Raw genomic sequence first — 20,922 nt, forward strand, 5'->3', positions numbered from 1 at the left:
ATTGTCTGAATTTGATGAAACCATCATAAGCAAACGCTCTTAAACAGCAATGAACAAGCGAACGAACTCTTGAACATAAAAATCAAACCGCGAAGCATTCATTAATACCGAAGAAAGCAGACAAATATTAATAATTATTTGAATGAAAATCATCAAGATTATCTTTGTTTTATCTATCATTATTTCATTAATATTCTACATCGTAAATACAGATCTTCATTTAGTTAAACTGTCTTTAAAACATGTTGGATGGAATTTCTGCTGGCTACTGTTGGTTACTATTATAGCTTATCTCTTTGGTACCCTGGCATGGAGATATTGTTTGGGACCTAATAAAAATTCAGTCAATATCATAAAGTTATTTTGGATAAGATCTATTGGTGAAACTGTAAGTTTATTTAACCCAAGCAGTATTATTGGAGGCGATATGTTAAAGGTAGAACTGTTGAAATCTTCCATTGAAAGGAAAACAGTTATCAATTCAGTCGTCATTTCTCGCTTTTTAATGATTATTTCGCAGGTATCTATGTTTTTACTTGCCTCATTCATTCTTTTTTCTCAGATAGGTGACGCTTTCAAAAACATCATTTGGACAACATTAACAATACTTATTTTATTCTTTGTGCTCTTATATCTAGCATTTTGTATTTATAAGATGAAAAGCATAAGCCGTTTGCAATTGTTTGCTAATCGAAACGATTCATCATTAGGCAAGATTATTAGCGGAATTAAAAATACCTTTAAACAAACTGTCCATTTTTATCATACCGAAAAAACAGCATTACTACTCTCCTTCTTTTTCTTCTGTCTTCACTGGCTAATAGGTTCGATGGAATTTTTTTTAATATTAAAGTTCCTAAATGTAAATGCAAATATCATTCATGGCTTATTAATTGATATGGGAGTGATTTTTTTTAAATCTGCCGGAGCTTTTATCCCTGCACAAATAGGAATTGAGGAATATGGCAATCAATTTATGTTAAATCTCGTTGGCATGAGTGGAGCGAGCTTATGGTTAAGTGCATCGATTCTTCGTAGAATGCGTCAACTCCTGTGGTTTGCTTTAAGCGGCCTAAGTTATTTTATACTGTACAGAAAAACTCTTCAGGTACAAACAGCTTAGTAGTTCATGGAAATTTTATTTGTTAGTCATAAGCATCCACCTACAACCGGTGGTATGGAAAAACAAAGTTTCGAATTGGTAAATGGAATGAAGCAGCTATGTCAGGTACGTGAATTGATATATAAAGGTGTTGGCACTAAAATAAAGTTTTTCTTAACACTCAACAGCCAAATTAAGGATATGCTAACTAACCACCCGCAAATAACTATTATGCATTTTAACGATGCATTAATAGCTTCTTTTTATCTGTTATTTTGCCATAAACATGTTGTTAAGCATGCTGTCACACTTCATGGTTTAGATGTAGTATTTCCGAGTTGGGTATTCAGGAAATTCATTATTAAGAGGTTAAATAACTTCGATCTTATTTTTGCCGTTAGCCAGGCTACTGCCCAGGCCGCCGTAAATTTAGGTTTGAATCACGCTAAAATGCATGTGATCCCTAATGGAGTTGATGAAAATATAAATCAATTCAAATTTTCGCCTAACTTTTACGATGATTTCCAACAAAAATACCATCTGGATATTCGAGACAAGCAGTTATTAGTTGCCATGGGCAGGCCAGTTAAACGAAAAGGATTCTCTTGGTTTGTTGAACAGGTAATGCCCAAGCTTCAACATGATTTTCTTATCTTATTTATTGGCCCCTTTCATTGGAAAAAAACAAAAATCGAAAATATTTTGAGGTTTTTTCCTTCTCCTTTAAGGAATAAAATGGAATTATTTCTAGGAGCGCCAAGCGATGAACCAAAACTAAGATTATTATTAAATCAGCCTACAATCAGAAAAAGAGCGAAACATCTCGGGCGACTACCGTTTGACGATGTATTAAACATATTGCATCATGCAAAGGCCTTTATTATGCCTAATATCGAAGTTCCAGGAGATATGGAAGGCTTTGGACTAGTTTGCCTAGAAGCATCTTTATGTGGTACACTTGTTTATGCGTCTGACGTGGGAGGTATTCCAGATGCTGTAAAAAATGAGTCAAATGGTTATTTAATCACATCACAAAATGCTAATGAATGGGCAGAAAAATTAAATAACCTAATGCAAATGCAAAATAGCGATATTAAAGACATAACCATAAATTTCAGCGAATACACCATTCAGCATTACAGTTGGAAAAAGATGGTGAAGAGGTACTATGATAAACTTAATTCATTAGTTACTAAACATAGTTAGTAAACGATTTGCCAGTTAAAAGATAGGCTTACGGGGCAGTGATCGGATAAAGGCAAACCCAATCTATTATTAAATTTTACATTTTCGAATCTGTAGTTTTTTGGACGTAATAAGACTCTATCGCTATTACGGTACAAAATTTTATCTATGGACTCACAATCATCATTTAAGGCGAGGATATCTTCTTTAAGATAATCACTAATCGACGGCATAATATTATTCCCTTTTAACGTTACCCAAGCATCCTTCAAGCCATTTTCAACTAATAGTTTTTGTACATTATCATGGCTATAACGATAATGTGCGTTCAAATCTCCCATGATAATGACCGACTGATTTTTAGAATGTTGACCTATATAATCCGACAACTGTTCCATATTTTTCCTTCTCGCAGCGGCTGCATCATAATCATCCTCAGCATTTGCGTGCACATTATAAAAATCAATGTAAACACCCTTTGCTATTTCTATTTTACTGTAACTAAACCCTTTAGGAGTTAAACAATCCGCTCCTGTACAATGATTCCAGGGAATTCGTTGCATTTCTATAATAGGAAATCTAGAAAGCGTATTTAAACCATCACCAAAAGGAACACCTCCTTTTGACTTCGTTTTATAAGGATGTTCGTTTTCTTTATACAAATAACTATTGTAATTAAAATCCTCTTGTACATGCACTATATCAAAGGGATTAACTCTCCTACCAATCTCCTTAATACTACTTGATCTTTCGGTTATGGCACTAGATATAACTTCAGGTAAACCGGCTATGTTATAAGTTATCACAGAAAATTCACCTTCATTAAGCAAAGGCAAATCATTGTTATTAGGAGGCGAAAAATTAATAAATGTTGTCGCTTTCGTGGGTACTCGACATGATTGAAAATAACGATTAAAAAGAAAAGCTACACTACATATAAGAAAGAAAAGGTTTATCCATTTCCTGTTTTGTTTCTGAAGTACAAGTTGCATACAGATCTCTTTTTAATGGCAAAGTTAGGTGCTTGATATAAGCTTAACTTCGCTAAATTGTTAACCTATCGTTATCATTAAAAGTCTAATTACTCCTGTATTAAACTTTTGTCTGTTTTTATCGATTTATCGGTTAGGTTTCTTAACTTTAAAAATAACTTCGCTACAAAAATGAAAAAATCTATCTTCACCTTTATTGTTTGTTTATTATTCACAGTAGCTCAGGGCCAGTCTGTAGACAAGATTGACGAGATAGCCGTTCAAGTGATTGAACACGCAACCTTTGCTATCACTTGGAATGGAAAAACTATTCTATTTGACCCCAGTGTTGAAAAAGGCAAACTACATAACGTTCAATCCCCCGATCTAATATTAATTACAGATATTCATGGGGATCATTTTAATATTGCTACATTAGAAAATTTAGATCTTTCCAAAGCAACATTAATTGTTCCGCAAGCAGTTGCTGATCAACTACCTGAAAAATTCCGTCGAAATATCCACGTTTTAAAGAACGGAGAAGAAACTGATCTTACAGGAATAAAAATAGAGGCCGTTCCCATGTATAATTTACCGGCGGCGGAAGAATCTTTTCATACGAAAGGCAGAGGTAACGGTTACGTACTTACTTTAGGAACAAAACGTGTTTACATTAGCGGCGATACTGAAGATATACCCGAAATGCGTACACTTAAAGATATTTATCTTGCCTTTGTTTGTATGAATTTACCGTACACAATGACTATTAATCAAGCTGCTGATGCTGTACTATCTTTCAAGCCTAAAATTGTTTATCCATATCATTATCGCGGGCAAAATGGAAAAAGTGATATCTCCACATTTAAACAATTGGTAAATAGTAAGGATAAATCCATCCGAGTACTTATCAGAGATTGGTATCTTTCAAAATAATATCGAACTCATAATAAAAATAATTGCGTTTAAACTCAAACCAAAGAACAAAAAAACAACAATTAAAAAAGCCTTCAACCGGGGAGATTGAAGGCTTTAACTAACCAATTATAAACCTAAATTATGATGACACAAAGATAAGTCTTAAAAAACAGACCAAAAAATCCTTAACATTTTTTAACGTTCACTTAGGCCTTACTTGTCAACTTGTTTTCTAAGTGCTTCAATAACAGCTTCTGCTACTTCTATATTGATCACATTGTTATCTGTCACGGTCCACTTATTATGTTGCTTTACCATCAAAAATGGTTCAAGCCCTGGATATTGTATACGCCATGCTGTTGATCGGTTATGATCCTCTGGATACGCGTTAATATTCATAAAAGTTTTGGTACCCGGTTCTCGAACTGTAATAATCATAATTTCCCTCCTTAACAATTAAGTTTAACCTTATAGAATATAACAATTATTATCCAAAATTGATTTTGCCCATACGAAAAGTATTTGCCTCGTAAGCATTTTCAAATCAACCATTCCGATTTATTAAACAGCGGAAACCCATATCAAAACACAATATTTCACTATAAAAACGTTTTATTTGTATAGATAATACAAAGATAACCCTTGATATGAATACGTTAAAAAGCAGAGCTATCTTAATATTTGTGGCATTTTCACTCTCGATCTTTAATAATGTTGCGTTTACACAAGTAAATTCTTCACAAATACCCATCAAAGAAAATTTTAAACCAGAAGAAATACAATGTTTTGTAAAAGCCAATCAGAAAATAATATATTTGGAAAAAACCAGTGAGGACGAAATGATCAAAGTAGTAAAAGAAGAAGGTTTTACTTTAGCGCGTTTTAATGAAATTGCAGCATCACAACAAAATCCAGAAAAGGAGATCAGCATTGAACAGGAAGAGTTACAATCGTTCAATGATGCAGCACAAAAAGTAGCTGGAATTAGTAAAACTACTGAAAATAAAATGAATGCCAGCATAGAAGAAGAAGGTTTAGACATTATCACTTATCAGCAGATTGTGTTAGCCTATCAAAATAGCTCAAAAGTAAAACATGAGGTAGATTCTTTACTGCCTAAAAAGTAGCTATCTCACCATCCCTAATTCGAGATAGCTGCAGCACTAATGATTACACGAACATGGCAGTACTTGTTTTTGCCTACAGCTCCCCTGCTGAGAGCTTATGATTTTATCAAAATACTGCTATATTTGGTAACACGTAAGTCTATTAATACCAGAAAAAATATATAAAATTTAACTAAACCTTCTAATGATAAAAGAAAACAAAATCAGGTACACGGCATTAGACGTATTCCGCGGAATGACTATCTGTTTTATGATCATCGTAAATAGTCCGGGTTCAGGAGCAGTCCCTTACTGGCCACTAAACCATGCAGTATGGCATGGGTTTACACCTACTGATTTAGTTTTTCCGTCTTTTCTGTTTGCTGTAGGTAATGCATTAAGTTTTTCGGAAAAAAAATTTCATCAATTATCGTCAGGACAAGTACTATTCAGTATCTTCAAGCGCTTTGCTATCATTTTTTTACTGGGGTTCCTAATGTACTGGTTTCCCTTTTTTAAAATAAATGCAGAAGGAAGTATAACCTCCTTTCCAATCAGTGAAACACGTATTTTTGGAGTTTTACAGCGTATAGCGCTCTGTTATTTATTTGCAGCGCTAGCGGTACGCTATATGAAACAACAGTACTTATTATGGTTAGGCGTCCTCCTACTATTAATCTATTGGGCTATACTTGTATTCTTTGGTTCGGGTGATCCTTTTTCTTTAGAAGGAAACGCCATTTTTAAGGTAGATTTATGGCTGCTCGGTGAATCACATCTATATCACAGCCACGGCGTTATTTTCGACCCAGAGGGCCTGTTAAGCACCTTGCCAGCTATTGTAAATGTCCTGGCCGGATACCTTACAGGAAAGTACCTACAAGAGAAAGGCTCCTCCTTTAATGTGCTGAGTCGACTACTATTTATTGGTATGATAGGCATTTTGATAGCTGTCTGTTGGGACAAGATGTTTCCTATTAACAAAAAGATCTGGTCAAGCTCCTTTGCACTGTTAACCATCAGTATAGATCTCCTTATCCTGCCTCTGCTAGTATTAATTACTGAAGATAAACGTCAGCAACCTCAAAAGTGGACAACTTTTTTTACTATTTTCGGAAAAAACCCGCTGTTTATTTATCTATTATCTGAAATTGTATTGATCACGTTATTTACCATACCCATAGGATCAGTTTCCCTATTTGAAAAAATAAATGACGCTATCTTTCAACCACTGCTTCCAGGACCAGCTGGCTCTTTATTGTTTGCCGTACTCTACATGCTCTTCTGCTGGAGTATAGGCTGGTTATTGGATAAAAAGAGGATATATATTAAAGTTTAGTCTTAAGAACAAATATGAATAGATATAAAAAGAGAAGGTCCGACATTTTGGGAATGCCGGGCCTTCATTTTTAATCAACCTAAACCTATACAGTAGTCAACAAGATCTGTGCCAAAAAATTATTGGTTTATTAAAATAGATCAGGTGTTATAACTATGTCTATTTATAAAAAACAGCTAGCAAAAAACCTGATATTCTATTTAAATAGCTAATAAAAATTTAGGCAAAATGCGCTCAGCGATTTTTCTAGCTTCATTTACTTCGGACATTTCGATACTGCTGTATGGCCCGCGCAGACGAGTCTCCACAGATGCCCATCCTCCTATAGCCGCCAAAAATTTATCTAATGCGGGGTTACTAAAGCCCTTTTTCTGAAAAGGAACAACCACTGTCGTCATAAATTCGACAATTAATCGCTCGATGTGTAAAGCCCCTTCTAGATCATCCTTCATCATTTCCCACCATTTCTGTGCTCCTCGGGGATTTAAGCAAGCCACATTCGAATAAGCACCTGCTGCTACCTTCATTTTTACACCCGTAGCAAGATGATGGCCCGGCACAAATACAGCCAATTTCGCTGCCACCGGGATCATAGATTGATACCAAGTGGCATCGCCGTCGGCCACTTTTATACCTATAAGAGTTTCTACAAGGGTTTCTAATCTCAAAAAATCGCTAACATCTAATTTACTCTTAGCATGTGGTGGGTTATAAAGTATTAATGGTGTATCTTTTGCTAATGATTGCACATGCAACATAAATTCGTCCTGCTCTTGTCTATTGAGCGGTATCCAGTCAGGTAAAATGAGCTGAAAAGCATTCGCTTTCAATGTCACACTTCGCTGTAGTCTTCCCGCAGTTATAATAGGACTCATATGAGATACACCTAACTGAAAGAGCCTATTTTCTTGCCGGCATTTTATGGCCACTAACTCACTTATTTTATCATATTCATCTTCTGTGATGTTATAAAACTCACCAGCAGTGCCATTCGTATAAATCCCGTCGGTACCCGCCGCTATTAAGTAATCGATTTCGTCGTTTAGCTTGCTGAAATCGATTGATCCGTCTTTATTGATCGGAAGCAATATGGTTCCCCAATTTCCGCCTAAACTTTTGGATGTTAATTTAGTTGCTGTCATTTACGATATTTTTAATAACCCATTTACAGAAAAGCGCTTTAGTCTGATTCGAAAAAGATGAATGCCCTACTTTCTTTATTCGATATAACGATTGAGAAGATGAAAAAAGTTTTCTTCTTTTAATTCATGCTCCAACATATCTCGCTGATTTTCAGAAAGCACTTCAAGGGGTAAACGGCAAGGTCCTAGGTCTATACCAAGCATCTGCATAATAGCCTTTTGCGCGGGTATTGGAGGATATTTAACAAAAGTGCGTACCATTTTCACCAAATGATATTGGAGTGCCCGCGCTTCCTCTTGTTTATTATTCGCATAAAAATCCATCACTTTTAAGTAGAGCGGACCTGCAAAGTTGTAAGTACTTCCAACAGCTCCTTTTGCACCTAAAGCCAGGGCCGATAAGAGCATCTCGTCATAACCGAACAGAATATCATATTTTCCACTTTTATAGTTCAGGCAGGCTTGGTATTCGTGCAAAGTAGAAGCGGTGTATTTTATGCCAGCTAAATTTGGGATTTGCTCTTCTGCTAGCTCAAGAAATTTCACCATGTCCATCCCCACCCCTGTAAGCGCAGGAATATGATAATAATAAAACGGTAAATCAGGTGCTGCTGCCGCGATCTTTGCTATACTGCTTACTAAATTTTCTGTATGTAGCGGTTTAAAATAAAAGGCCGCTACCGCAGAAATGGCATCCGCTCCAATTTGGGCGGCATGAATAGCTAAAGTCTGCGCGTCTACAATACTGCTATGCCCAACATGTACAAAAACCTTTAGCTTACCCTTCGCTGCCAAAACATAGGCTTCTGCTACTTGCATACGCTCATTAAGTGTTAAATTGGGCCCTTCTCCGTTGGTACCACAAACAAAAACACCTTTTAATCCATCCTTATATAACTTATCAACCAAGTAAGGAATATGCTTAAGATCCAAATTCCCCTCCTTGTCAAACGTTGAAAAAGTAGCTGCAATTAGGCCCTCAATTTTTTGTATGTTCATCTTTATTTTAATGTTTCTTTTTTTGTCTATTAGTAAACAAGTGCTATTTGTTTACTGGCGATCCATTAGGTCGGCAAGGGCGATCCGTTGAAAAACCAAGTCGGCTTGACTGCTTTCATATAGCACGCCTATATGACCGTCATCAATTTCAGTAATACATGAATAACCTCGACCATTCCATTCGTCCAACAACACCCAATATTTTTCGGGCCAGGTAAGTCCTTCGTCCAGACTAACCTTTAAGGTTATTTGTTCACGTTTTGTTTTATTGTTCGGATTGGTGAAAAATAATTTACCTTGCTGTGCATGTAAGCTTGCCATACAAGTTGGTTCGGGCAAGGCCTGATGACTCGAGGGATGCTCTTGCCATGTATCGCCCATATCGCTAGTGATAGCAACGGCTCTTCCATTGCTGCTAGAAGTGTCATTTCGATTGCTGTTAGCACGCATATTCAGCATTAATGAGCCATCTTTTAATTCTACCACTGCACATTCCGTCGTACTTTCCTGTAATGCGGGTTTGGAGCTCAGCCAAGTCTTTCCGCCATCTTTGCTATAGGTAATATTAGAGAAAGCAAGCCCTTCCTTATTTCTTCCTTGTGTAGGTATTACCAAGGTACCATTTCGCATAGTAATCCCTTTGCCCGGCGCAGGCGCCCACAACCACCACTCCTTTTTTTTACACATAGTGGTAAGATTGACGGGTTCGCTCCATGTCTTCCCGTCATCAGTACTTTTAACCAGTAAAAATTGTGCCGTTTGCTTTATATTGAAGCCAGGCTGCGAACCTCGATCACGCCATTGATGATTCCACACGGTACTCGTGTCTGTTAATCCCTCTATCCACTTACCTTGCTTGTCCAGTACGCCATACATCCAAGTTCCCGCCAAATAAATTGTACCTGATTGCTTATCTACTAAAATGCAGGCGTCCGAAATACCGTTGAATTTTTCTGGTAAGCCCTCCCATTCTCCCCTATCCATGGCTATACTAGTTGGTTCCCATGTTTTACCACCATCCGTGCTTCGTCTTAAACCAATATCAAGATTACCCTGTAAATCACGCGCTAAATCATGCCTGACATCAAAGACCGCCAATAAAGTCCCTTTATTGCTGGTCGTTAAACCTGGTATGCGATAGGCAGCTGCCCGATCTGTTTCATCCTTCATGAGCACACCTACCCGGTGTTGCTTTATATTATTGGTATTTTCAACTTTTATATTTTCATCTGCAATCAACGCTTTTGAACAAACGACCGAAAGTGAGGTGGAGAGCGAAAGCTCACTATTCAACTCTACCGCCAGCCAACAAATGATACTATCAGTTACTACAGGAAATTTACCTTCCAAGACAAATGTATCAGTAGGTTCCTTCGATTCACTTATCAATACTAATTGGTTACTATCTGATAGATTATTGCGAAGAGATTTATTTTTATCAATAAACAAACGTGCTGCCTTTATTCCTTTTACAGCATCTCCGTCGTTTTTCCGAATCGTTAAACGAAAGCTCGTCCCTTCCTTTGAATTACCGGTGAATTTCAAACGTAGTATTGGGTTGTTCTTTTTATACAAGAGAATCGGTACTTCAAAATGCGTTTGACTAAGTGTAAGCTCTTTCGCAACTACGGTTCCAAAAAGTAAAGCACTGAATAGCAAGGAGCAGATAAACTTCATTGGCAATTATTTCCGTTTAGTAAGTAATTTATTGTATTTATGTTCTACATAATAAAGGTAGAGACAATTTTTGGAAATCCAAGTAATTCAACATCTTTTTGAGAAAATTATGCTTCTTTATTTTTAATATGTTCTAACCAGGCAAAATGAGGTTCCAGATGTATACGCATGCCATTCCTAAATTCTTCTATCGATCCTGTTTTTAAAATTTGCACGAGATCGCTATGTGATATACCCCCTGGTTTATAATGATCTTTTTCAAAAGCTACTACATAATCGAACAAAGGTAAAAGCATATTTTGAAATCTTTTAAGTGTGTCATTGTTCGTCATGGAGTAGAGTTTACCATGAAAAGCTATTTCATTTTTTATTCTGAATTTCTCGCTATCTGGCTTTTCTTTGGCTACTATTTTCTCAAGCTCTCGAAGATCTTTCTCCGTTTTATACATAAACAAAACATCAGCTAAACCCATTTCCAATACAAGGCGTAGCCCAAAAATATCGTAAAGAATGCTATCTGGCATAATTAGCGGGTCGAGCACTTTTTCAAATGACCCCAAAATATCCGGTTCGGCTAGCACCATTCCCCTTTTCTTCTTGGTTTCGATCAATCCGAGTGCTTTCAATCTACTGAGTGCCTCTCTTACAATATTGCGACTGACACCTAAAGAGGCGGCTATTTCCAATTCCTTAGGTAATAGATCTCCTGGCTTAAATGCTTTTTTCTTAAAATATTCCCGCAGCTTGAGTTCCACCTGATCGGCCATAGTAAGACTGTTAAGCTTCGGCAAGTCAAACTCAAGGTGTTTTACAGTTGTTTTTGAATCATCCATTGCGCAAGATGCAAATTTTAATCAAAAATATGTAGTACAAAAAAAACAATACCAACAAAAATACTAAGTGTTTTATTAAAATCCATGTATAATACATTCTATCATTGCTATTGCTTTCTTCATTACGATTAAATCCTTATATTTAAAAGATGATAACCGAAAATAATAATCGAATTCAGGTTAATAACAAAAGAAGCAACAGCGTATATTAACTGCATCTCCCTAAAATCACTATCGTCATGACTATCAAGCAAATTTTCCGAAACATTTTTTTATTATTGCTAGTGTTGGCAAATGTAAGTTGTGATCAGATTTCTAAACACATCGCCCGAACAAATCTTTCTTACTATGAAGAGGTTAAAGTAATAAGCAATCAAGACGGGGATATTTAATATGGCCGACGTTTCTATTATGATAGGGATGGGACTTATCTTAATAAATCTTATATCCAAGAAAAACAAAGACTTGACGCCAGATTCTTTAGCTGAATAAACCTTACAGGTAAACTTGAGTCTTAACTATATAAGTAAAAACAAATATAGATTAGCATATGACTCAAGCGACTCCAACGAATAGACTAAAACAGGTAATTATACTGGTAACGTTTATATTGCTGCTCTCAGCATGTGAAGTAAACAATTACAACCCTGAAAACTATTGGCCACAAACAGGTGATAGAATCGATATGGTAGAAAATTTCTGGGGACTTCCAGATGATAGCGAATCATTTTATGAAGGAAACTTATACATTGTCACTTACTACTACTATGATCAAGGAGTATATATTGATTTTATTGGAGATGAAGTAGATCTCGTCGGCAATTTATAAAGCGGACTAAATTTTTTATACTAAATTCTTCAATTAGCACTATTTATGATTGACAAATTAGCTTTTATCGAAATTCAAAATAATAAAATTTTATCTACACGAAGCAGAGGAAAAGATGTTTACTATATACCTGGAGGGAAAAGAGAAAAAGGAGAAACAGATCTGCAAGCTTTAATGCGAGAGATTGAAGAAGAACTAACGATCATATTAGATCCTTCATCGCTTTCCTTCTATGGAGAATTTATGGCTCAAGCACATAGTCATCCAGCGGGTGTTATGGTAAACATGCGGTGTTATACTGCTTCTTACGAGGGAACAATTCACCCCGCTGCAGAAATTGAAGAAGTGGCCTGGTTAACTTATAATGATAGAGATCGTGTATCTGAAGTGGATACGCTGATTTTTGATGATTTAAAATCAAGGGGCTTATTATTTTAATCCACTATGGGATAAATTAGCCGAAGAAGTCATGGCAAATGATGTTTATGGTCGAAGGAAAAACTGATCTTTCGCTTGAAATTGGCCTAAAAATATTCTGGTAGCACTATCTAAGTAATGGCAGGACTTTTGTCAGAAGATTTTAAGCCAGAGTTTTTGGATACTTTTTGCGGAAAAAAGTATCACAGAATGAATAAAGAGATTGTAGTCATAATAACCGATATACTCATTATTTTAATCCATATACTTAATAAATTATTCAAAGTCAGAAAGATATTATAGGTGTTGTAAACGCTCTACGATTGGCTGGTCTGCTCCTACCCAATTGAGTGTTTTAAGATGTTCTTTCGGTAACCAGTTAGCATTAATATGTTCTGTAAGCTTAAGTTCACGGGTGGAGGTTAAGCATAAAAAGGCTGTTAATGTAACCATAAAATCCGGATACTGGTGATTTACAACGGCAATTTTATGCGTCACTGTTATTTGAAGATCAAGCTCCTCCTCAATTTCTCTTAAAAGCGCATCCTGCTCCAGTTCACCCGGCTCTATCTTGCCGCCCGGAAATTCATATTTATAACGCAGATAATCAAATTTACTTTCTCCTTTTTGCACACATAGCACTTCTCCATTGTGCTCTATAACCGCAGCGACTACTTTATAATGATTCATTTACGACTCTTTTGCTTTCAAAATAACAAACAAATTTCATATAAAATATTGTTACGGCAAAAAAGGTTTTTCGATACAAACACTTTCATCATGACCATAATTCGCTAGTTGGAGGGATTCTACGGGTAGGCTTAGGGGTACAGCGGAGGCAAGGCGGCCTTGGAGGATACGGCAGCAGCGAGCAGCAAAGCATTGGCAGCACAGTTGGATCTGCATCTATCAAGCGGATTGAGGAAGCGCAGCGACTGCAATCCGCGCCATGGGAGCTTCGCAATCAGGTGCGACGTAGCGTTCACAAGCCTTGATTCTTTGCTCCTTTCTTATCAAGAAGAAAGGAGATGAAAAGAAGAATAAAATAAAAATTCTTTGTTAAAAACGATTACCGTGTATAGGAACCATTTATTATAAGTTCTTTAAGAGAAAATCGTTTTATGGGAACTGTCAGGTATTTTTAAGTTCGGGAAAATTTAACATTTTTTTATGTTTAATATACCGAAATTTACCTGCTAGATCTAATATACTATTTCAATAAAAAAACGTTATTAGGTTATTACATATAAAAAACACAGAACATGAAATTAGTAGGGAAATTATTATTTGTACCCATTCTCTTAGGAGCCTTTTTTGTCTTAACCTCAGCAAATTCAGACAACAAAGAAACAGAAAGAATTAAGAAGTCCATCGCCGTGGTAAAGGATTTCAGTGAGATGAAGGAAAGCATACCGTCTACATTATTAGAACAAGCCCAGGGCATTGTAATCATTCCGAAGATGATAAACGCGGGGTTGGGCATAGGTGGAAAAAGAGGAAGAGGAATCGCTATGGTTAAATTATCATCAGGCGAATGGAGTAATCCGGTTTTTATGACCATCACAGGTGGCAGCATTGGTTTTCAAGCTGGTGTGCAAGCAGTTGATTTAGTGTTACTGTTCAAACACAAGGAATCGCTTACCGATGCTAAAAAAAGTGAATTCACAATTGGGGGGGATTTATCTGTGGCAGCGGGACCTGTAGGCAGGAACACCAGCGCAAATACCGATTATAAATTGGAAGCAGAAGTTTATTCGTATTCACGTAGCAAGGGCCTATTTGCTGGTGTAAGTGTTAACGGCTCTAATTTAGCTTTTGATAAAACGGCTATTGCAAATTTTTATGGAAGCGATGTAAGCACTTCTTATTTATTTAAAAGTGCCAGCGAAACTTCTACAGATATTAAATCACTTCGTTCCATTCTAGCCGAAATGGAAAAATAACAATCTGTAAAAAGATTATTAATGCTATTTATACGGCTTGTAAAACCGAGCAAAAACAGCAACTCATTTTAAAAGTAAAAAGGCCCGGACTTAAGTAAACAGATTAAGCCGGGCAATTTTTGAATTTTTAAGGATCAAGCGGTTCAGTAGCGTCGATCTGCAAGGCTTGTGGTAAAGGCCAAAACTCCTGTTCAGTGTCTGATAGTCTTTTACCAAGACGGTAAGGCACATAACCTAATTCTTTTTGGCATCTTGCGTCCATATTGGTAATAAAGTAGCTCTGATACTTATCCGTGGAAGTTATGGCAGGTTTATCGCTTGGAATGCCGTAACGATAGATGATCCGGGCACAATTGCGCATATTTGTTGTCGTATGCCGTGCGTGGGGCTCAATCAAAATCGCTTCCTCAGGAACCTGCATGACTTCGATCAGGTATTTTTTCATTTCAACGGCTTCGATATATTTAGTCTTGTATGGGTGCACTGCACCGCCAGAAACCATAATAAACGGCGCTAACCCAGCTTTATAACGATTCGCCGCCACCCTGCAACGTAACATACCCGCAGCACTCAATGCCACGTTCGGATCTTCAGGTCCTGCACCAGGCACCAAAATCAAACTGTAAGGATATCGTTCCCATTGCATTATCTTAATCCGGTCGAATGCGGCTTTATTTTCAGTTAGGGTCATCGGTTCATTATTTGCTGCATCAAAACGTTCATTGATCTCCAGTAAACGCAGAGCGGCCTCTAAACTACTTCCAAAAAATAAATCCAGCTTGGAAGGATTATCAGCGATGGCTGCTACAACGTCACATAAGAGATTGAAATAGGAACGTGCGTGTACATCAAAGGCAATTGAATCAATTTTTGGGTAATGGGGAGCTTTTCCTCCTCCATATACGGAAATGGCATAGTTTACACCATCGATGTCCTTTTTCCATGCAGCTATGAACTCTTCTTCCGGAGGTAACCGGTTAAATTGATAGTAAGTACCGGATGGCTTCAATTGCTCTTTCACCAAATTGGATAATATAGGCGAGGTGCGGAACAACTGCCGTAACGCCGCATTAGCTGTTTCGATATCCTGTTTGGGATAAGCAAGTGCATCCAACAAACAACCCGTATCCTCGCAATCTTTAAGTGCTTGCTGCAATTGTTTTTGATGTTTTTTAGCTAAAGCATTTAGTGAAGGATCAGCCAACAGTATTTTTTTTAGCTCCTTTTGCTGCATGAACGACAATAAGTAATAGTTTTTCACTTTCACCGTTTCCTCGGGAGAAAGTTGTTCAAGAGGTATCCGAAAATGGACATCTACGCCATTCAGATCTTGGGCTTTAGCAGCAAAAAAACAAATCAATATAAACGCAGAAAACAGGCTGGGGAGATACTCCCTTAGCCTGTTTATATTTACTATTTTTCTCATTGAATATATTAATATCCTGGATTTTGGTACATTTTCTCGGGATCTAACTGATATTCATCATACGGAATCGGGAAATACCGATCTTTCGTACTAATGTTATTCAAATTAGCCAAACCATAGTTGCTTTGGCTCTTTGCCTTAAAATAGGCAACCAATTCTGCGGCGGTATAATTTCGGACCAGGTCGAACCAGCGATGGTTTTCAAAAGCCAGCTCTACACGTCGTTCGTGAAGAATAGCTTCCTTTAATGTGGGGTACTTTGTAGCATAAGTGGCATTTTGCATAGTTTCCTGGTAAGCAGGCATGCCAGCGCGAGCCCTTACCTGATTCAATAAAGCAATTGCTTCATTATCTTTACCTAATTTCATCTTGGTCTCGGCTAATAACAACATGATGTCTGCATAACGAATCACAATCCAATCGTTTCCACCCCACCCCTGCTCACCAGCTGCCGGACTGGTGTCTCTAAATTTAGTGATAAACCAATCACTCACTTGCGGATCCGCAGCAAACTTCACCGAAAAATCCTTTCGGAGATCCCCCTGTTCATAGTCGTTCACTAAATCACGTTTGGCCATACCTCCTGATCCTGTGGACGGTTTTAGGGAATTGATCGTTTCTCCCTTTGCTTGATTATTACGCGCGATAGCAGAGGAATAATTCTGATCGCCTTGCAGGTATTGGATCTGGAAAACCAACTCTTTACATGTGTTTTTCTTGTTTACATCAAATACATCAGTGTAAGGAATTTCTTTTAATTCGCCAAAACTCCGCATATCATAGGCAGCAGAAAGATAGGTCTCTGCTTGTTGAAGATTGGTTTGGGTATCTTCACTTAAAGTGGAGCTCATGGTCAGATATACCTGTCCAAGTAAGGCATTGATGGCTGCCTTGGAAACTCTTCCAACAGCATAATCCCATTGTTCATTGGGTAAATTGCTGTCTAGGGCCTCCGTTAGATCCTTTACAATCTGAGCATATACCACAGGTTCATCTTGTCGATAGGCTATCGCCGATATCTCATCTGTCGTTGTGGGCGGAACTGTTGTTAAAGGAATCGCGCCCCATTTTCGCACCATATGAAAATACAGAAGTGCCCGGATGAATTTAGTCTCCGCCATATACCTTTTTTTAGTGTCTTCATTCGAAAAGGCCACTTCATCAACATGGGCCAATAAGGTATTACATCGGGCTATCCCGTCATACATGTTTACCCAATGCGTTTTCAGGTAAGAATTACTGGGAAGTAAAGAGAAATCATTAAACTGAAAGGGTTCTCCCGAGTTTGATTGATTATCGTTCGTGCCGGTATTATCCGATCGTTGTTCGCTATACAGGCTACTCGTTTCACCAAGGGTGTTTCCATTGCGAAGTGCTTGATATAAACCGTTGACAGCTAATAAGACGTCATTCTCTGTTTTAAAATAGTCGTCTATTTGGGTTGCATTCGGATCCGTTTGATCCAAAAAATCTTTACTACAGGAGCCTAATGTCATGATAGCAAGAGGCAAAATATATTTCCATTTCATCTTATATACTATTTTAGAAAGTTACTTTTAAACCTAAGTTATAGGAGCGAACCAATGGATATAGTCCGTAATCTACACCCGGCGTGAGGTTTTCGGCATTGTTTCCGTTATTATAATCCGGTTCGGGGTTATGGCCTTTATAGTTGCTAATCGTAAAGGGATTATCCACACTAGCAAAAATGCGGGCTCCCGATATTTTTAAGGAGGAGATCCATCTCTCCGGGAAGGTAAAGCCCACCATAATGTTGGTCATCCTCAAATAAGAACCATCTTGCAAATAGAAATCAGATAAACGCGTGCTATTACTCTGAGTACCTGCTCTGGATGCTCTATATACCTTACCATTGCCGGGACTTGCCGCCGAACGCCAGCGTTGATCGACGTCAGCGTACTGATTACCAGACCCTTCCATATTATAGAGATAGTAGTCATAACCGTCAAGAATCTTATTTCCTTGTGAGCCATTAAAGGAAGTACGAATATCAAAATTTTTATAACGTGCACTGATGGCAAAGCCATAGGTAAAGTCAGGATAAGGACTTCCGATGATCTGTTTATCACTATCATTAACAATACCATCGCCATTTATGTCTTCAAAATAAAGATCACCGGGATGCATCGGATTTGATTGGGCCGCAGAAGGGGCTACCGTTTGGTAATTTTCTTCTGTTGCTACGCCTAATACTTTAAATCCCCAAAACATACCAACAGGCTGCCCCTCTTGGGTAACGTGGGTAATATACGAGCGTTCGGCCCCGTTTACATAGATGGTAGACGCCCCGCCCAGATCCAGCACTTTGTTCCGGTTCACATTGATATTTCCGCTGAAGGAAAGATTAAAATCCTGCTTTTGAATAAGCGCTGCATCGATTTGAAGATCAAAACCTTTGTTTTGCACTTTGCTATCTTTCAAATTGGTCAGGATTGAAGAAGTCCCGGAGATGGCCGAAATCGGTTGATTAAATAACAGGTTATACGAACGGCTCAGGTAAAGGTTTACCATGAAATTCACGCGGCCGTTCCAGATGCCTACATCCAAACCGGTATTGTATTGAGAAGTCGATTCCCAACTCAAGTTAGGATCCTTTAAATCGTCGGGCCAATAAGCGGTAGCAACCTGACCGCCGATAATCGTTCCCCCGGGTGCATTATAGGTGGTCAAGGCTTTGTAATCGCCAATGTTATTGTTCCCACTCAATCCCCAGCTTGCCCGTACTTTTACCGAAGAACCTGTACCTAACCAATCGTTATAGAAATCTTCGTTCGAGAGGGTCCAACCTCCTGATACGGAGGGGAAATAACCCCATTTATTGTTCGGGCCGAAGCGGGAGGAAGCATCTGCACGGAAGGTCGCCTGTAAGAAGTATTTCGATTTGTAGTTATAACTAACCCGGCTGAAATAAGACTGTAAAGTAGTCCGTCGTTTATAAGCATCGTCTAACCAGAAGTTGGTCGCATCTGCCCCCTTGTCGGTGATTTCACCAATAGCATCACTTTGAAAGCCATTGGCTCTAACAGAAATAAAATCTATATCTGTTTGCTGTGCAGAATATCCAATCAAAGCGTCCAGATTATGGTCACCGAATGATCTTTTATAGTTTAAAGTAACCTCTCCGAGTATATCCAAGTCTCCTCGGTTATCGGCTTGTGCATAGGCTGCATTTATAGCCTGTGGGGAGTAAGGGGCGTAATTACCATCGCTTAGGCTGGTCGGTTTATAGAAGTCATACTTTTCATTATAGGTTGTTACCCCGCCGTTTACTCTTAACCTTAAGCCCTCGATAATGTCAAAATTAGCGTATGCATTATACAGGGCGCGACGCTCCTTACGATTATCTTTCACCATAGAAACATAGGCTAGCGGATTTTCTGGATTTTGTATACCATAATTTTGTGCAGAAAGCTCAGCCATTTGGTATTGGATCGCATTGCCACTTTGATCTCGCGCAGGAAGATAAGGCAGGTAGAGCAGGGCTGCCATCGATGGACTTCCGTTATAACGACCTGTCCCCACTTCGTTATTGTCATTGTATGTAAAGGCAATATTAGCGCCGACTTGTAATCTTTTGCTGATTTGTGCATCGATATTACTACGGAAGTTGAAAAGCGTCTGGTCGGTACCGAGCATAATACCATCCTGATTTTGATAAGATCCGCTGATATAATAATGAACTTTTTCGCTGCCGCCATAAAATGACAAGTTATGGCGTTGGAAAGGTGCGTTGCGATACAATTCATCCTGCCAATCGGTTTCATACTGAGGGGCTTTCGCTCGTCCGGTTGAGAAATCATAAACATCGGTTGGGATTTGCACAGACCCGGCATTTCCGACAAGCTTAACACGTGTTTCATTGTCGTCCATGAACATATTATCCGACCAAGTTTTTCCCGAATTAACTACCAAATCTTTGTATGCATTGTTTCGCCCATCAATGAATAAGTCAATGAACTGCGAGGCATTGAGAAGATCGACTTTCTTTGAAAGTTGACCAAAGCCCGCTTGTACATCGTAGTCAACATGACTCGTACCTTCTTTCCCTCTTTTCGTTGTGATCAATATAACCCCACCTGCACCACGAGAACCGTAAATAGCAGCAGATGCGGCATCTTTAAGCACGTCGATGGATTCGATGTCATTCGAATTAATATTGACATTGTTTCCAGCGGGATAACCATCAATCACGTACAAGGGCTCGGAGCTTGCATTGATAGATCCAATCCCCCTTACTCTAATCTTTGTGCTGTTATAGGGAGCACCGCTGGTTTGGGAAACCTGTACACCGGCCAACTTTCCAACGAGCGCTTGCCCTAGCTTAGGGGCACTTAGGTTTAGTTCATCACTTTTTACACTCGAGATAGCGCCCGTTACATCCGATTTTCTTACCCGTTGATAACCGATTGAAACCGTCACCTCCTCTAGTTCATTGGCACTGGCATTCAAGCTTACTATCAGCGGTGTATTCCCTTCTTCTACAAGAACCTCTTTCGATTCGTAGCCAATATAGGTGAATACCAATGTTGTACCTGCCGAAGCATTTAGCGAAAAATTACCGCTACCATCAGTGGTTGTACCATTCGAAGGCCTGTTCTTTTCCCTCACGCTTACACCTGGAATAGCCACTTGCTGGGCATCCGTTACGGTACCTTTTACAGTCTGCTGTAAGGCCACAATCTGGTGTTTTACCTTCGATGGCCTTTTAATAGCTGCCATAGAGGGAGCTGCAGCGAGACTGCATAGTAGTAAAAGACCCACCTTCGACAATAAGGGCGACTCCTTTTCTAACTGGTTCTTAAATTTTTGTTGTAAATACATATCTAATCGCTTTGCACATTAAGTTAAGTATAGTGTATTCTTTACACTCACTATTCGGCAAAACTGAAGAATAGATGTTACATCAATGTTACGGGGAGATGAAGTTAAGGTTGATCGTTGTAAATTTTTTCTATTCTTACTTAAGGAGATATTATATGTAAAAATCAATGAGCATTTTGGGAGTTTAATAAAACGG

At 38.3% G+C, this 20,922-nt stretch carries 18 protein-coding genes; 8 read left to right on the forward strand and 10 right to left on the reverse strand.

Going from position 1 to position 20,922, the window contains the following annotated elements; genetic code table 11:
- Positions 1–142: 142 nt before the first annotated feature.
- The gene (locus BMY50_RS11815) at positions 143–1,123 is read left to right on the forward strand and encodes a lysylphosphatidylglycerol synthase domain-containing protein (protein WP_093324444.1); all 981 of its coding nucleotides are present in this window, start codon (positions 143–145) and stop codon (positions 1,121–1,123) included.
- Positions 1,124–1,129: 6 nt separating this feature from the next.
- Complete coding sequence (locus BMY50_RS11820) at positions 1,130–2,308, forward strand: glycosyltransferase family 4 protein (RefSeq protein ID WP_093324447.1); 1,179 nt, start codon at positions 1,130–1,132, stop codon at positions 2,306–2,308.
- Here the strand turns inward: BMY50_RS11820 and BMY50_RS11825 are convergent.
- The gene (locus BMY50_RS11825) at positions 2,305–3,279 is read right to left on the reverse strand and encodes an endonuclease/exonuclease/phosphatase family protein (RefSeq protein WP_093324449.1); all 975 of its coding nucleotides are present in this window, start codon (positions 3,277–3,279) and stop codon (positions 2,305–2,307) included. The genes BMY50_RS11820 and BMY50_RS11825 overlap by 4 nt on opposite strands.
- 171 nt (positions 3,280–3,450) lie before the next feature.
- On the opposite strand from BMY50_RS11825, the gene BMY50_RS11830 reads away from it, so the two are divergent.
- Positions 3,451–4,191, forward strand: coding sequence for an MBL fold metallo-hydrolase (locus BMY50_RS11830; RefSeq protein WP_093324452.1), 741 nt, complete (start codon positions 3,451–3,453; stop codon positions 4,189–4,191).
- A 195-nt stretch (positions 4,192–4,386) separates the two neighbouring features.
- Here BMY50_RS11830 and BMY50_RS11835 read toward each other — a convergent pair whose 3' ends face one another.
- Positions 4,387–4,611, reverse strand: a complete 225-nt coding sequence (locus BMY50_RS11835) for a hypothetical protein (RefSeq protein ID WP_093324455.1) — start codon at positions 4,609–4,611, stop codon at positions 4,387–4,389.
- Positions 4,612–4,820: 209 nt separating this feature from the next.
- Here BMY50_RS11835 and BMY50_RS11840 point away from each other — a divergent pair, with 209 nt between their 5' ends.
- Positions 4,821–5,300 carry a DUF4168 domain-containing protein gene (locus tag BMY50_RS11840; RefSeq protein WP_093324457.1) on the forward strand — a complete coding sequence of 160 codons (480 nt, stop codon included), beginning with the start codon at positions 4,821–4,823 and terminating at the stop codon, positions 5,298–5,300.
- 184 nt (positions 5,301–5,484) lie between these two features.
- Positions 5,485–6,618 (forward strand): acyltransferase family protein, encoded by a 1,134-nt coding sequence (locus tag BMY50_RS11845; protein WP_238383738.1) that lies wholly within the window; start codon positions 5,485–5,487, stop codon positions 6,616–6,618.
- Positions 6,619–6,818: 200 nt separating this feature from the next.
- Here the strand turns inward: BMY50_RS11845 and BMY50_RS11850 are convergent, their stop codons facing one another.
- From BMY50_RS11850 to BMY50_RS11865, 4 genes are all read right to left on the reverse strand, one after another.
- Positions 6,819–7,760 (reverse strand): dihydrodipicolinate synthase family protein, encoded by a 942-nt coding sequence (locus BMY50_RS11850; RefSeq protein ID WP_093324460.1) that lies wholly within the window; start codon positions 7,758–7,760, stop codon positions 6,819–6,821.
- A 75-nt stretch (positions 7,761–7,835) separates the two neighbouring features.
- Positions 7,836–8,759 (reverse strand): dihydrodipicolinate synthase family protein, encoded by a 924-nt coding sequence (locus BMY50_RS11855; RefSeq protein WP_238383739.1) that lies wholly within the window; start codon positions 8,757–8,759, stop codon positions 7,836–7,838.
- 51 nt (positions 8,760–8,810) lie between these two features.
- Positions 8,811–10,436 (reverse strand): sialidase family protein, encoded by a 1,626-nt coding sequence (locus BMY50_RS11860; RefSeq protein WP_093324462.1) that lies wholly within the window; start codon positions 10,434–10,436, stop codon positions 8,811–8,813.
- A 107-nt stretch (positions 10,437–10,543) separates the two neighbouring features.
- On the reverse strand, positions 10,544–11,269 hold the full coding sequence (locus tag BMY50_RS11865; RefSeq protein WP_093324465.1) for a FadR/GntR family transcriptional regulator: 726 nt from the start codon (positions 11,267–11,269) through the stop codon (positions 10,544–10,546).
- Positions 11,270–11,819: 550 nt separating this feature from the next.
- Between BMY50_RS11865 and BMY50_RS11870 the strand changes: the two genes are divergently transcribed.
- Positions 11,820–12,098 (forward strand): hypothetical protein, encoded by a 279-nt coding sequence (locus BMY50_RS11870; RefSeq protein ID WP_093324468.1) that lies wholly within the window; start codon positions 11,820–11,822, stop codon positions 12,096–12,098.
- Positions 12,099–12,143: 45 nt separating this feature from the next.
- Positions 12,144–12,536 (forward strand): NUDIX hydrolase, encoded by a 393-nt coding sequence (locus BMY50_RS11875; RefSeq protein ID WP_093324471.1) that lies wholly within the window; start codon positions 12,144–12,146, stop codon positions 12,534–12,536.
- A 276-nt stretch (positions 12,537–12,812) separates the two neighbouring features.
- On the opposite strand, the gene BMY50_RS11880 is transcribed toward BMY50_RS11875, so the two are convergent.
- Positions 12,813–13,205, reverse strand: a complete 393-nt coding sequence (locus BMY50_RS11880) for a (deoxy)nucleoside triphosphate pyrophosphohydrolase (RefSeq protein WP_093324474.1) — start codon at positions 13,203–13,205, stop codon at positions 12,813–12,815.
- Between the two features lie 572 nt (positions 13,206–13,777).
- Here BMY50_RS11880 and BMY50_RS11885 point away from each other — a divergent pair.
- Positions 13,778–14,458: a lipid-binding SYLF domain-containing protein gene (locus BMY50_RS11885; RefSeq protein WP_093324477.1), complete on the forward strand. Its 681-nt coding sequence runs from the start codon at positions 13,778–13,780 to the stop codon at positions 14,456–14,458.
- Between the two features lie 127 nt (positions 14,459–14,585).
- On the opposite strand, the gene BMY50_RS11890 is transcribed toward BMY50_RS11885, so the two are convergent.
- Genes BMY50_RS11890 through BMY50_RS11900 form a run of 3 tightly spaced genes read right to left on the reverse strand, consistent with a single transcriptional unit; the run spans position 14,586 to position 20,726 of the window.
- A complete protein-coding gene (locus BMY50_RS11890; RefSeq protein ID WP_093324480.1) occupies positions 14,586–15,884 on the reverse strand; it encodes a YdcF family protein in 1,299 nt (432 codons plus the stop codon).
- Positions 15,885–15,892: 8 nt separating this feature from the next.
- A complete protein-coding gene (locus BMY50_RS11895; protein ID WP_093324484.1) occupies positions 15,893–17,413 on the reverse strand; it encodes a RagB/SusD family nutrient uptake outer membrane protein in 1,521 nt (506 codons plus the stop codon).
- Between the two features lie 13 nt (positions 17,414–17,426).
- A complete protein-coding gene (locus BMY50_RS11900) occupies positions 17,427–20,726 on the reverse strand; it encodes a SusC/RagA family TonB-linked outer membrane protein (RefSeq protein WP_093324487.1) in 3,300 nt (1,099 codons plus the stop codon).
- Positions 20,727–20,922: the final 196 nt, after the last annotated feature.

Origin of the sequence: Olivibacter domesticus, assembly GCF_900109575.1 — a bacterium.
Lineage (GTDB): Bacteria > Bacteroidota > Bacteroidia > Sphingobacteriales > Sphingobacteriaceae > Olivibacter > Olivibacter domesticus.